Origin of the sequence: Vibrio sp. 10N.286.52.F8 (genome assembly GCF_041468745.1) — a bacterium.
Lineage (GTDB): Bacteria > Pseudomonadota > Gammaproteobacteria > Enterobacterales > Vibrionaceae > Vibrio > Vibrio crassostreae_C.
In genome coordinates, this window is the sequence record NZ_JBFRJF010000036.1 from 228501 (window position 1) to 242968 (window position 14468).

The 14468-nt window shown below is 45.4% G+C and carries 12 protein-coding genes; 10 read left to right on the forward strand and 2 right to left on the reverse strand.

Going from position 1 to position 14468, the window contains the following annotated elements; genetic code table 11:
* The first annotated feature begins 23 nt into the window (after window positions 1-23).
* On the forward strand, window positions 24-1334 hold the full coding sequence (locus AB4133_RS17975) for a glycerate kinase (RefSeq protein WP_372225221.1): 1311 nt from the start codon (window positions 24-26) through the stop codon (window positions 1332-1334).
* Between the two features lie 163 nt (window positions 1335-1497).
* The gene (locus AB4133_RS17980) at window positions 1498-2112 is read left to right on the forward strand and encodes a TetR/AcrR family transcriptional regulator (protein WP_017065015.1); all 615 of its coding nucleotides are present in this window, start codon (window positions 1498-1500) and stop codon (window positions 2110-2112) included.
* 109 nt (window positions 2113-2221) lie between these two features.
* On the opposite strand, the gene AB4133_RS17985 is transcribed toward AB4133_RS17980, so the two are convergent.
* Entirely contained in the window at window positions 2222-3697 is a 1476-nt protein-coding gene (locus AB4133_RS17985) for a Na+/H+ antiporter NhaC family protein (RefSeq protein WP_017067343.1), read from the reverse strand.
* Window positions 3698-3714: 17 nt separating this feature from the next.
* On the reverse strand, window positions 3715-5058 hold the full coding sequence (locus AB4133_RS17990; protein ID WP_017065013.1) for a glutamine synthetase family protein: 1344 nt from the start codon (window positions 5056-5058) through the stop codon (window positions 3715-3717).
* 342 nt (window positions 5059-5400) lie between these two features.
* On the opposite strand from AB4133_RS17990, the gene AB4133_RS17995 reads away from it, so the two are divergent.
* From AB4133_RS17995 to gabT, 8 genes are all read left to right on the forward strand, one after another.
* Window positions 5401-6147 (forward strand): gamma-glutamyl-gamma-aminobutyrate hydrolase family protein, encoded by a 747-nt coding sequence (locus tag AB4133_RS17995; RefSeq protein WP_017065012.1) that lies wholly within the window; start codon window positions 5401-5403, stop codon window positions 6145-6147.
* 16 nt (window positions 6148-6163) lie between these two features.
* Complete coding sequence (gene puuR / locus AB4133_RS18000) at window positions 6164-6721, forward strand: HTH-type transcriptional regulator PuuR (protein ID WP_017065011.1); 558 nt, start codon at window positions 6164-6166, stop codon at window positions 6719-6721.
* Between the two features lie 36 nt (window positions 6722-6757).
* The gene (locus AB4133_RS18005) at window positions 6758-8242 is read left to right on the forward strand and encodes an aldehyde dehydrogenase (protein ID WP_017065010.1); all 1485 of its coding nucleotides are present in this window, start codon (window positions 6758-6760) and stop codon (window positions 8240-8242) included.
* 30 nt (window positions 8243-8272) lie between these two features.
* Complete coding sequence (locus AB4133_RS18010; RefSeq protein ID WP_017065009.1) at window positions 8273-9550, forward strand: FAD-binding oxidoreductase; 1278 nt, start codon at window positions 8273-8275, stop codon at window positions 9548-9550.
* 21 nt (window positions 9551-9571) lie between these two features.
* A complete protein-coding gene (gene aguB, locus AB4133_RS18015) occupies window positions 9572-10438 on the forward strand; it encodes an N-carbamoylputrescine amidase (protein WP_372073899.1) in 867 nt (288 codons plus the stop codon).
* Between the two features lie 11 nt (window positions 10439-10449).
* The gene (gene aguA, locus AB4133_RS18020; protein WP_017065007.1) at window positions 10450-11532 is read left to right on the forward strand and encodes an agmatine deiminase; all 1083 of its coding nucleotides are present in this window, start codon (window positions 10450-10452) and stop codon (window positions 11530-11532) included.
* A 93-nt stretch (window positions 11533-11625) separates the two neighbouring features.
* A complete protein-coding gene (locus AB4133_RS18025) occupies window positions 11626-13053 on the forward strand; it encodes an NAD-dependent succinate-semialdehyde dehydrogenase (protein WP_017065006.1) in 1428 nt (475 codons plus the stop codon).
* Between the two features lie 15 nt (window positions 13054-13068).
* Window positions 13069-14340, forward strand: coding sequence for a 4-aminobutyrate--2-oxoglutarate transaminase (gene gabT, locus AB4133_RS18030; RefSeq protein ID WP_017065005.1), 1272 nt, complete (start codon window positions 13069-13071; stop codon window positions 14338-14340).
* Window positions 14341-14468: the final 128 nt, after the last annotated feature.

Genomic DNA, 14468 nt, shown 5'->3' on the forward strand with positions numbered 1-14468 from the left:
CTCCGTCAACTAAGGAGTGGCTGATGGACATTGATGCTAAGCAGTTTCTGCAAACCCTTTTCTCAAGTGCTGTTAATCAGGCGCTACCTAAAAATCACATCGAACCTTTTCTTCCTCAAGACATTTTTTATCGCTCTGCTAATCAAGCTGGGCGTACTGTGGTGATAGGAGCAGGAAAAGCGGCCGCATCAATGGCAGCAGAGCTTGAAGCGGTTTGGCAGGTAAAGAAACAACAAGACCTTGCGTTGCGTGACCTTGAAGGCTTGGTGGTGACTCGTTATGAACACACCGCCCCTTGCGAACATATCGAAGTGATTGAAGCGGCGCACCCCGTGCCAGATGCGATGGGCTTAGAAGTGAGCCAACGTATGCTGCAATTGGTGAGTGGTTTGAGTGCTGACGACACGGTTATTTGCCTACTGTCAGGCGGTGGCTCTGCTTTGCTAAGTTTGCCCGGTGGTGACATCAGCCTAGCAGAGAAGCAACAAATCAATAAGGCGTTGCTTAAATCAGGCGCTGCCATTGATGAGATGAACTGTGTTCGCAAGCATTTATCTTCGATTAAAGGTGGGCGACTAGCAAAGGCTGCTTACCCAGCAAGAGTCGTATCTTTGGCGATTTCAGATGTGCCGGGCGATGACATTAGTGTGATTGCCTCTGGCCCAACCGTACCCGACACCACCACGCGTTTTGATGCGATGGCAATTTTAGAGCGTTACCAAATAGAAACACCACGCACGGCATTTGAATGGTTAAATAATCCAGAGTCAGAAACCGTAAAGCCAGATGACGTATGTTGGAAAAATGCAGAGCACCATATTATCGCGACCCCGATGTCGGCATTGGAATCCGCTGCAGCAGAAGCTGAAGGCTTAGGCATTCCGGCTTATGTGTTGAGTGATTGCATAGAGGGAGAAGCGCGAGATGTTGCGAAGGTGCACGCTGCGTTGGCTAAGCAAGTGGCCAATCACAAGCACCCATTTGAGGCGCCTTGCGTGATACTTTCCGGTGGCGAAACCACAGTAACCGTTAAAGGCAATGGTCGCGGTGGGCGTAACTGTGAGTTCTTGTTGAGCCTATATAACGAGCTTAAAGGCCAAGACAACATATTTGCATTGGCTGCTGATACCGACGGGATTGATGGCGTGGAAGACAATGCGGGCGCATGGATCACGCCTCAAACATGGCAACAAGGTTCGAGCCTGTCGCTTAAAGCGCAAGACTACCTCGATGCCAACAACAGCTACGATTTCTTCAAGCAAGTCGATGTGCTTCTTACCACGGGGCCGACGCTGACAAATGTGAATGACTTCCGCGCAATATTGATTCTTTAACTTGAACAGTTCAAAAACACGGTATGGAATGGTCGCTTCTTAACAAATAGAGCGGCCATTTTATTGTTATCAATGCGGTGACCTTGAGTTCTGAGATTATCTTCTGGACTAATGAAGCACGTTGATTACTATGATTTTAGTAACGAGCTGTAAAGGATGCAATATGTCTAGGATCAGACAAAAGAATCAAGATTTAATCATCGAAGTCGCGTGTGAACAATTCGCCACTCATGGTTATGCTGCAACAAAAATGGCCGATATCGCGAAAGCGGCCGACATTCCCAAGCCTAACGTATTCTATTATTTCAGCTCAAAAGATAAGCTCTACAACGCTGTGCTTGAAACCGTCACTCAGCCTTTACTAGAAGCGTCTCGTCCGATTGAAGAGCTCAGCGATCCTGTTGAAGCCTTGTCTCAATATATTCAAACCAAGCTGATCATTTCTCGCGATCATCCACATGCCTCTAAGGTATTTGCCAATGAAGTGATGTCTGGCGCTAAAGTATTGCCGAAAGAGATTGGTGACGAGCTGTATAAGCAATCCCAGATGATTCTTGATAAGTTCTCGACATGGTCGGCGCAGGGCCTAATGGACGATGTTCCCGCTCATCACCTGATGTTTACCATCTGGGCGGCAACTCAAACCTACGCCGATTTTGGCTGGCAGATTTGCAGCGTGATGCAGAAGGACCAACTCGATGATAAAGACTATGCCGATGCCGCTCAGTTCATCACACAGTTAGTGATTAAAGGCTGTGGTGTGAAAGGGAGCACTTGAAAGCTGGAGAGTCTTGCTGAGAGTTGCTTTAAGCTTGCTCTTCAGGAAATTGAAATGCCTTATCGTAGAATAAGGCATTTTTTACGCTTGTATTTTAGCTGTATGAGGCTTAGCCAACTAACAAGAAGAAGAGAGCTGTTGCGACAATACCTATCAATGCGTAGGGGAATTGAGTGGTTGCGTGTTGCATTGAGGTACACCCGGAACCTTGAGCTGACAATACCGTTGAGTCACTAAAGAAACATGAGTGACTGCCCGCTGCTGATGCCGAAAGCAGAGCCGCAATAGTTAAATGTAGAGGTACGCCAAGTTGTTCGCCTAGAGGCAATACGATTGGCATAGCAACTGCAAAGGTTCCCCAAGAAGATGCGGTAGCAAACACCAATGCACCGGTGATCATAAAGATAATTGCTGGGAAGTAAGACGCCGATAGATAAGGGCTTACTGTCTCGATGACATATTGTGTCACTCCTAGAGAATCATTCACAGACTTCAGCATGAATCCACCAATCACCGTTGCCAATGGCAGCAGCATAACTTTGATTCCGTCGTAGACAGCTTCAAACATATCATTCATTGAGATTAGACGTTGAACACCATAGAAGCAGATAGTAAAGATAATTGCGACAAATACGCCTGCTAATAGATCAATACCGAAGTACCAGCTTGCACCAACTAACACCACCATAGGCAATAGGAAGTTGATTAATCCCATCGTTGGGTTGGTGTGCGCTGTAATATCTGCGCCAAAGTCGATGTCTGTTGCACCGTCAGGACGTACTTGACCTTTCTTCGCTCGTTCCTCAGCCTGCTTCATTGCGCCTAAATCCGGCATCTTTTCTAACGCAACGAGAAGGACGATTATCAGCGTAACCCAGCCATAAGCCATGTATGGAATCGCTTCAATATATGCTTTGATACCCTCACCAGCTTCAGCCACTCCATTCGCTTCAAGCAGTGAGCTAAAGAAAATAGCCCATGTTGATATTGGCACCAGAATACAAATCGGCGCAGCGGTGGAATCGACTAGATAAGATAGTTTTTCACGGGAGATGTTGTATCCGTCAGTAATCTTCTTCATCGATGATGAGATAGCGATCGCGTTCAGATAGTCATCAATAAAGATCATGATGCCGAGGAAAAAGGTCATCAGCATAGATTGTTTACGGCTCTTAACCTTTGTGACCAACATATCTGAAAAGCTTAAAATACTGCCGCCTTTTTCGAGAATTGCGATTAATCCCCCCATCAGTCCGCAAACTAGAACGATCCATGCAATGGTTTCGTTCATCATTACATCCATCGATATGCCGACAATTTGCTCAACGGCTTGCGCAGGATTGAGTAGTAGTACACCAGCGATGGTACCACTAAAAAGCGCCTCTACGGTGCGGTGTGTAGTTAGGGCGAATACCAAAACAAGTGCGGTAGGGAGAAGGCTCATCCATCCATAGGCCTCTCCTTCTTGGTGGTTCAATCCAATTGATGTGAAGAAAATGAAAGTCGCGACAACCAATAGAGATACCATGATGTGTTGACTGTTGATCTTCAGCGGCGCGTCCAACGCCTTAGTTTGCGTAGTCATACGTGTAGTTCCTTTGTTTATGCTGAGTGCAACATCCAGTCGATTTCTAATGGAGTGATGGCGCGTTCAAACTCCGCCAGTTCACTTCGTTTACAAGCTAAATATAGATCGACAAACTCTTTAGAGATGTACGGGGTCAGCTCACTGCGTTCTAGCTGATCGAGAGCTTCAGACATACGCAGAGGTAAGTCTATTGCATCATCACTGAGGGAGTTAGGACATTGGTCTTTGGTATAGTTTTCACTCGCTAATACTGCGGATAGTACTACTGCAGCGAGAATGTAAGGGTTAACGTCAGCTCCCGCAATGCGGTGTTCAATTCGGCGATTGTTGCTGTCGCTGATAGGAACACGCAGTGCGACACCACGATGGTTCTCGCCCCAGTCTGCTTTCGTTGGCACGTAAGCTCCTGGAACAAAGCGGCGGTAAGAGTTAACGTTAGGGCAAATCAAGGCCATGGAATCGGATGTTTGAGCAAGCATCGCGGCCATGGTTTGATAAAAGAGATTACTGGGTTCACCATCTTGTTGGCTGAAGTGGTTATTGTCGTTGGAATCCACCAAGCTAAGGTGGATGTGCATACCGTTACCAGCTTGCTCACTAAATGGCTTAGCCATGAAGGTAGCATCGAAATCATGTTGATTAGCAATTTGACGAATTAGGCGTTTGACGATGATGATTTCATCACACACTCGTAGTACATCTTTAGAGTGGTTGAAGTTAATTTCGAATTGTCCTGGGGCGGATTCAGATAGTGCCCCCGAAGTATTTAACCCTTGTTCTTGAGCGACTTTGTTAAGATCGGCCAAAAAGTCTGCGTAATCATCCAAACCATCTAAGTCATAGACTTCGGTATCTTTTTCTCGTGATTTTTTGTTTGGGTTGATGGCTGTTTGTAGTGCTCCCATCTCACCCCGCTTCCTGTCTATTAAGTAAAACTCTAGCTCTAAGGCAACACATGGATGTTGATCTTTGGTGTGTAACTTTTCGAGAATTTCACTGACGATATTACGAATAAAGAGCGGGTTTGGGGTGTGGGCTGACTCATCCATCATACTCAACATTATTTGGCCCACTTGCTCTTTAGCGGTAGGCATCAATGTATCCGCAATTGGGAAACACATGTTGTCTGGTTCTCCCAATTCTTCACCTAACCCTGCTGTTTCAACCACATTACCTTTGGTATCTAAAGTAATTGTCGAGAGGGGAAGAGCTACTCCTTTATGCAGCTTGTGTAGTGCACTTACTGGGATGCGCTTGCCTCTTGGTGTGGCATTGATGTCGGTAAAAATCAGATCAACAAACTCGATGTTGGGCCATTTTTGTCGAAAATTTTTAACTTCCTGTAGATACGATTCCATTGTGTTCTCCAACTAGCCTCTATTTGGTAAATTAAAAGTAATAAAAAAGAAACAAGTCAATTGTACTAATTAGACTAAAGTCTAGTTTTAAAGGTTATTTCCTTTTAATACATAAGCTTGCGTTGATTACTTTGAAATTTACAATTTTATTGAAAGATGTTTCTGTTAACTATTTTGTAACAGTTGATTGTGTTTTGCTCAATATAATGTCCAAAATTAGTCGTTTTTTTGACCAAAAAGGTGGGTTTGGTCACGCTTTGGTCATAATATCGAACATCGGTGTTGATAATTTTGTACATGATTTGTAGTGTAAGTGTTAAATAAATCGAGCACGGAAGTAACATGTCTAGAACAAGCAAACCCATTATTGGAATTGTTAGTTGCGCTAAAGAATTGGGTGGCTATCAAATACAGGCAGTGAATAATTTTTACCTCACGGCTGTGAAAGACTTTGGTGGGTTGCCACTGATATTGGCTCCGGATATGGCAAGTGAAGACGTTGAGCGTCTTCTTAACATCTGCGACGGTTTTTTATTTCCGGGGAGTCACTCAAATGTGGCACCACATCATTACAACGGCACTCATGAAGAGTCTAAGAAAGATGAAGCTCGAGATGAGCTTTCCTTTACTTTGATTCGTCAAGCGATAGACAAAGACATTCCGTGTTTTGGTGTTTGCCGTGGATTTCAAGAGATGAATGTTGCTCTGGGAGGCTCACTGAACCCAGCAGTTCATGATTCAGGTTTCAACGACCATAGAGAGAGTGAGGTCGAAGACTTTGAGGAAAAGTACGCTCCATCACACGCGGTGTTGGTGCAAAAACAAAGTTTGTTTGAGAAATGGCTGACTGAAAATCATTGGGAAAACACTATCTTTTTTGAGGTTAATACTCTTCATAACCAAGGGGTTGACCAATTAGCTCCCCAACTGACTGTGGAAGCTAAAGCACCGGATGGTTTAGTGGAAGCGTTTAGTCTTCCAGGGCAAAAATTCTTTGTTGGCGTGCAGTGGCACCCAGAATGGAAAGCAAAAACGAATCATTTCTCTCAAATTTTGTTTAAAGAATTTATGATGGCGGCCTCTCTATAAGTTAGGAGCCACCTACATGGACAACCAAGAGATTGGTAAAAATATTGTTCGATTAAGAAAAGAACATGGATTGTCACAACGAGAATTAGCCGAACGAGCAGGTATTACACATAGCGCGATCTCTTCGATTGAGAATGCGAAGGTAAGCCCTTCAGTAAGTTCGTTGCAAAAAATAGTGAATGTTTTTTCTTTATCTCTTTCGGAGTTTTTCACACTTGAACAACCCAAAAGCGATGAAGTGAAGGTTGTCGTTGCACCTGAAGAGTTGGTTGAAATGGGCAGTGAGTCGGTTTCAATGAAATTGGTAACCAACGGCAGCAAAGAACAGGTAATTGGATTTTTGATTGAAGAGTATGCCCCCCACGGCACAACGGGTGCGGCGGAAATTAAACATGAAGGCGAAGAGATCGGCACTATTTTAGAGGGCGAAATCACTCTGGAATACAAAGAGCAATCTTTTGTCCTTAAACAAGGTGAATCGTACATTATTGATACGACGCAGCCGCACAAGTTCACAAATCACACAGACAAGGCTTGTCGAATGATAAGCGCGCATACGCCAACCACATTCTAAGTGGGCCTTGCCTTGTTGTGATAACAAGGAGAGCGTATGAAAACCCAAGAACAATGGATTGAACTGAGAAACAATCTAAACATCGAAAATCGTGCCTTTATTAATGGCGAATATAGCGCAGCTATCAGTGGAGAAACTCTAGATGTTGTTAACCCGGCTACCGACGAGACACTGACCCAGATAGCTCGTTGCCAAGAAGAAGATGTTGAGCTTGCGGTAACATGTGCTCGTCAAGCTTTCCTTTCTGGTGAATGGAGCAACAGCGCTCCGTCATATCGCAAAGCGGTACTCAGCCAATTTGCAACGCTGATTGACCAACATCGTGAAGAACTTGCGTTGCTGGAAACCCTAGATACGGGTAAGCCAATCAGCCATAGCTTTTCAACCGATATCCCTGGTGCTGCAAGTGCACTGCGTTGGTATGCAGAAGCCATCGATAAAGTGTATGGGGAAGTCGCGCCAACGGAACAAGATGTACACGCCTTTGTTTCTCATCAAGCTATCGGTGTTGTTGCAGCGGTAGTTCCATGGAACTTTCCATTATGGTTAGCTTGCTGGAAACTTGGCCCTGCATTAGCAGCAGGTAATAGCGTTATTCTTAAACCCTCTGAAAAATCTTCTCTCACTGCTATTTATATTGGTCAACTCGCCAATCAAGCAGGCTTACCACGTGGCGTTTTTCAAGTCGTTACAGGCTTTGGCCATGAAGCCGGTGATGCTTTAGCGAAACACCATGACGTCGACTGTATTGCATTTACGGGTTCCACTCGTATTGCTGGTCAATTAATGGTTCGTTCTGGTGAAACCAATCTTAAGCGTGTGTTTGCTGAGGCTGGTGGTAAGAATGCCAATATCGTATTTGAAGACTGCGAAGACCTCGATCGTGCAGCCGCAGAAACCGCTGGTGGTTGCTTCTATAACCAAGGCGAAGTCTGTGTCGCTGCAACTCGTTTATTAGTGCACGAAAGCATCAAAGATCGCTTTGTTGATAAAGTCATTTCTGCGGCTCAATCCTTTATGCCGAAAGACCCAATGGACACCTCATCTTCGATGGGAGCGCTCATCGATCAAGGTCACAAATCAAAAGTGCTTGAATATATAGAGCTTGGCCAAGCGGAAGGTGCAGTTCTTCGTTGCGGGGGTGATGTTGAAGGCAAAGGTGCATTTGTTGAGCCGACCATTCTTGATAACGTTGACAATAAAATGCGTGTCGCCCAGGAAGAGATCTTTGGTCCTGTACTTTGTGTTATCTCATTTAAAGATGAAGCTGAAGCCGTCGCAATCGCCAATGACTCAAAATACGGTTTAGGTGCGGCGCTTTGGAGCAATAACATTAACCGCGTACACCGTGTAGCTAAACAGCTTCAGGCAGGTTCTGTTTGGGTGAACAACTACAACGAAGGTGATATGACCGTCCCTTTTGGTGGGTTCAAAATGAGTGGTAACGGCCGTGATAAATCACTGCACGCCATCGAAAAATTCACAGAAACCAAAACCACTTGGATTCGCCTTCACCCTTAGCCTGCTGATGATTAATAAAGGAATATCACTATGAATAAGCATACGGATTCGTTTTACGCCCACTCTATCCCGAACATGCCAGAGTTCCCACAACTGCAAGACAACATTGAGTGTGATGTGTGTGTGGTTGGGGCTGGGTTTTCAGGTTTATCTTCGGCTCTTCATTTAGCCGAGAAAGGTTTTAAGGTAGTGGTACTAGAGAGTGCCAAAGTTGGTTTTGGAGCAACTGGTCGTAATGGTGGACAGATCGTCAATAGCTACAGCCGAGATGTTGATGTAATAGAAAGCCGTTACGACCAACCCCAGGCTAAAGCCCTGTGTGACATGATTTTCGAAGGCGGAGATGTCATTCGTGGCCTAATCGAAAAATACGATATTGAGTGTGACCACAAACGCGGTGGCCTATTTACCGCGCTAAACAAAAAGCAGTTAATAGGTTTAGAGCATCATAAGAAAAACTGGGAGCGATATGGTAATGACCAGCTCACCATGTTGGATGCTAGCCAAGTAGAAGAGGCGGTTGGTACTCAAGCTTACACCGGTGGCTTGCTTGATATGCGAGGTGGGCACATTCATCCGCTTAAACTCGCATTGGGGGAAGCCGCAGCATTTGTTTCTCTTGGTGGCCAAATTTTTGAACAATCAGCGGTAACGTCCATTGAAAAAGGTGCGAATCCTGTTGCAAGAACAGCGAGCGGTAGCGTGAAGAGTAAATACTTGGTGTTAGCTGGCAACGCCTACTTAGGTGGGTTGGCTCCGAATATCAGTAACAAAGCCATCCCATGTGGAACTCAAGTCGTGGCGACAGAGCCGCTTACCGATGAGCAACTAAAACAGGTTTTACCAAGTGACTACTGCGTTGAAGACTGTAATTACTTACTGGACTATTTCCGATTGAGTGCCGACAAACGCTTGTTGTTTGGGGGCGGGGTGGTTTATGGCGCTCGTGACCCTCAAGACATTGAGTCTCTGATTCGTCCTAAGTTAGAAGGTATTTTCCCTCAACTTAAAGGTATCAAGATTGATTACACATGGACTGGTAACTTCTTACTTACCTACTCACGTATGCCGCAGTTCGGCGCATTCGACGACAATATTTATTATTTGCAAGGCTACAGTGGTCATGGAGTTACCTGTACTCACTTGGCTGGCAAGTTATTGGCAGAAGCCTTAACAGGGCATGCCGAACGATTTGATGCCTTCGCACAACTCAAGCACTACGCCTTCCCTGGTGGACGTCACTTCCAAATACCATTCACAGCAGTTGGCGCAGCGTATTACAACCTAAGAGATAAACTGGCTATCTAACCGGACGATAAGGAACATCCAATGAGTAGAGTAGTAAAATTCGCGGCCCTGCAACTGACCAAAAGCTGGGATCTGGAAGATAACCTAAATAAAGCTAAGCAAGCGATTCGTGAAGCTGCGAGTAACGGTGCCAATGTGGTTTTGCCGCAGGAATTGTTCGCTGCTCCTTATTTTTGTAAGAAGCAAGAAGCTAAGTATTTTGAGTTGGCTGAGGAAGTAGACAATTGTCTGTTGATAACAGAGATGAGTGCATTGGCAAAAGAACTCGGGGTCGTGATTCCAGTTAGTTATTTTGAAAAAGCGGGCAATACCTTCTTTAACTCATTAGTGATGATTGATGCCGATGGCACTGTGCTAGATAACTACCGCAAATCACACATCCCGGATGGTCCGGGTTATAGCGAAAAATACTATTTTAGTCCTGGAGATACTGGTTTCAAAGTATGGCAAACCCAGTTTGGTAAGTTCGGCGCTGGTATTTGCTGGGATCAATGGTTTCCCGAGCTTGCTCGTAGCTTAGCGTTACATGGTGCAGAAGCCATTTTGTACCCAACCGCTATTGGCAGCGAACCACAAGATCCAACTTTAGATTCTCGTGATCACTGGCAACGCACTATGCAAGGCCATTCCGCTGCAAACTTGGTTCCTGTGATTGCGTCTAATCGCGTAGGCACAGAATGTGATGATGGCATTGAAACCACATTCTACGGTTCTTCTTTTATTACCGATCATACTGGTGGCAAGTTGGCAGAAGCGCCACGTGATGAGGAAGCTATCATTTACGCGGAGATTGATTTAGCCGCAACGGCTCAAGCGCGTCACTCGTGGGGGCTGTTCCGTGACCGCCGCCCAGATCTATATGGCTCTGTGGGCAAACTAGCAGTTTAAAGGGGCAGACTATGCAGTTATCGACAACACCACTGCAAGATGGGTTCTACTTTCCAGCTGAGTTTCATCCTATTGAAGAAGTTTGGTTGGCTTGGCCAGAAAGACGAGACAATTGGCGTGATAACGCCCTTCCTGCCCAGCAAACATTCGCTAGCATTGCGAATGCAATAGCAGAAGTGACTAAGGTTTGTGTCGCCGTGAGTGCGAAGCAATTTGATAAGGCGAGAACATTGCTTCATTCAGATATTCGGCTTGTTGAAATCCCATTCAATGATGCGTGGATGCGTGATATTGGGCCCACAGTGTTGGTGAATCAAGACGGCGAGCGTCGTGGAATCAACTGGCAGTTTAACGCTTGGGGTGGTGACTATAATGGCCTCTATGAAAACTGGCAGCAGGACGACCTAGTGGCTAGCTCAGTATGTGACATTATCGGAATTGATCACTACAACGCCCCATTCGTTTTAGAGGGGGGCTCAATTCATACTGATGGCGAAGGTACGCTCTATACAACAGAAGAGTGTTTGCTTAGTCCGGGACGCAACCCTGAGTTGAATCAACAACAGATAGAAACACATCTCAAAGAATATCTAGGTATTGAAAAGGTCATTTGGCTGCCTAAAGGACTATTCGATGATGAAACTGACGGACATGTTGATAATTTGATGCATGTAATTGCCCCGGGGAAAGTGGTATTGAGTTGGACAGATGATCCATCAGACCCACAATTCGCATTATCTCGTCAGGCGGAACAAGTGTTAAAAGATCAATCTGATGCTAAAGGTCGAGAGATTGAAATCATCCGTTTACCGTTGCCAGGGCCTTTGCACTATAGCGAAGCAGAAGCAAGCGGAATTGATAAAAGTGATGGAATGACACGTGATGCAGGGGAAAGGTTAAGTGCTTCTTATGCCAACTTTCTTATCGCGAATGGTTATGTGTTTTTGCCATTGCTCGATGATAGAACTGACGAGCAGGCAATAAAAATATTGCGGCAAGCGATGCCTGAACATCAAGTCGTTGGTATACCAACGCGTGAGGTTTTGCTGGGTGGAGGTAACATCCACTGCATTACTCAGCAGATCCCTGCTTAGGAAAACCATTATTAAAACAATGAACTATTGGTTTTCTGCTTGGTAGGGTAACTATCAGTAGACGCCAAGGTAAAGCTGTCAAAAGGAATCCCCATGCAACAAATTACAAATCAATCATTGCTGTCGTTTATGGTGCTAAATCAAGACCAAGGTATTGCTGTAAGTAACCCCGCGACGGGTGAAATACTTGGTTATGCACCAGTGTCGTCTGAACATGACATTTTAGATGGGGTCGAGCGTGCAAGCTTCGCGCAAAAAGAGTGGGCTTTGCTGCCAGCCAAAACCCGTTCTGGTTTACTACAAAAATGGTATCAGTTGTTACTTGATAACAAGGAAGATCTCGGTCGCCTGATGACGTTAGAGCAAGGCAAGCCATGGGCAGAAGCACAAGGTGAGGTGTTGTACGGCGCAAGCTTTATCGAGTGGTTTGCTGAAGAAGCGAAGCGTACCTATGGTGAGACAATTCCAGCGCCAAGTAGCGACAAACGCCTTGTAACTATGAAACAACCTATTGGAGTAGCTTGTGCGATTACTCCGTGGAATTTTCCTATTGCAATGATAACTCGTAAGGCAGGTCCAGCACTTGCGGCTGGCTGTAGTTTTATTGTGAAGCCGTCTGAATCCACACCTTTATCTGCTTTTGCTGTAGCTGAGCTAGCATATCAAGCGGGCATTCCTCGTGATGTACTGCAAGTGGTATTGGGCGCGAATTCTCGTCAAGTTGGCGGTATTTTTACCTCACATCCTCTGATTCGTAAGCTCTCTTTCACGGGCTCTACGCAAGTTGGAAGAGTGCTGATGCAGCAAAGTGCAAACGACATCAAGCGAACGTCAATGGAGCTCGGTGGAAATGCACCATTTATCGTATTTGATGATGCAGATATTGATGCGGCTGTGCTTGGTGCAATGGCGTCTAAGTTTCGTAATGCCGGTCAAACTTGCGTCTGCGCTAACCGTTTTTATGTACATAACAAGGTGTACGATGAGTTTGTTGAAAAATTCGATGCAGCAGTGCAGCAGCTTAAAGTAGGCAATGGTCTAGAAGAGGGTGTAAATGTTGGTCCGGTAATCAGCGAATCAGCAAAACAAGGTATTCAGTCCCTCATTGACGGCGCAATCGAACAGGGCGCGAAACCAGTTACTGAGCCGAAAACTCTTGATGGTCTATTCATGCAACCTGTCGTTCTCAAAAACGTTACGCATGATATGGATATTATCTCGCAAGAGATCTTTGGCCCCGTCGCTCCTGTGATCAAATTTGATGATGACCAACAGCTTATCGAAATGGCTAACGACACTATCTATGGCTTAGCGTCTTACTTCTATAGCCAAAATATCCACCGTGTATGGAAGATAGCAGAAGCACTGGAGTACGGCATGGTAGGAATTAACGAAGGCATGATCTCTACCGAGGTAGCCCCTTTCGGTGGAGTTAAGCAGTCCGGTATCGGGCGTGAAGGGGCAAAACAAGGTATCGATGAATACATGAGCATCAAATATCTCTGCTTTGGCGGCAACTAATCAAAGGACATGACAATGACAAATCAACAACTACATCAAAGAAGAAGCGAAGTTATCGCTCAAGGCATGGGCGCACTGTACCCACTTTATGTCGAAAAAGCAGAGAATGCTCACGTGTGGGATGTGGATGGAAATAAATATATCGACTTTGCTGCTGGTATCGCGGTAACGAATACAGGGCATGCAAATAAGCGTATCAACGAAGCGGTAAAGGCTCAACTGGATAACTTTTCACACACTTGTGCTATGGTGACGCCTTATGCCTCCTTTGTTGAACTGGCAGAAAAGCTCACAGAACTCGCCCCCGGTGACAGTGATAAAAAAGCGATTTTCCTGACAACAGGAGCTGAAGCGGTTGAGAATGCTGTGAAAGTAGCGAGAGCTCATACTGGCCGCAGTGGTGTGATTGCTTTTAAAGGTGGCTTCCACGGCCGTACTAATATGACCATGGGGCTAACTGGTAAAGTCGCGCCTTACAAAGCGGGCTTTGGCCCATTTCCAAATGAAATATTTCATGCACCTTACCCAAATGCTTTTCATGGCGTAAGCACAGAACAAAGCCTGCAAGCGCTCGATGATTTGTTTGCGTGTGATATTGAGCCATCACGCGTGGCGGCGATAATCTTTGAGCCTGTGCAAGGTGAAGGCGGTTTCTATCAAGCCCCCGCGGAGTTTGCTCAAGGCCTGCGTGAGTTGTGTGACAAATACGGCATTATGCTTATCGCGGATGAAATTCAAACGGGCTTTGCGCGCACGGGTAAAATGTTTGCCACTGAATATCTGGGCATTGAACCCGACATGATAACAATGGCAAAAGGTATTGCGGGTGGTTTCCCTATCTCAGCAGTAGTGGGAAAAGCCGGTGTTATGGATTCGGCACTACCAGGTGGCTTAGGTGGTACTTACGCTGGCTCTCCGTTGGGGTGTGTGGCTGGTTTAGAAGTCCTAAAAATTATCGAAGAAGAGCAATTGTGTGCTAAAGCAATGGGCATTGGTGAGGTTGTGAATGCCCGTATGAGCAAGCTACAGGAATCGGTTCCAGCTATTGGTGAAATACGTACCACTGGAGCGATGATGGCTATTGAGTTTACTGATCCAGAGTCAGGCAAGCCATTGCAGGACTTAACTAAAGCGGTGATAGCGAAAGCACAAGAAAATGGTCTTATTCTGCTTTCGTGTGGTGTAAAAGCGAATGTAATTCGTCTGCTTCCACCATTAACTATTGAATCTGAAGTACTCAGCGAAGGCTTAGATAAGCTTGAGAAAATTATTCTGGAAGTTGTTTAGGATTTGAGTTAAGACATTGTATTTTAATATAAAGGTCATTGTAGATATCCTTTTCGTGCTTATAATGTCCCTTCCTGAAATGTATTTACACATTGAGGACGGGGCTGTGTGTCTCGTCCTAAAATACG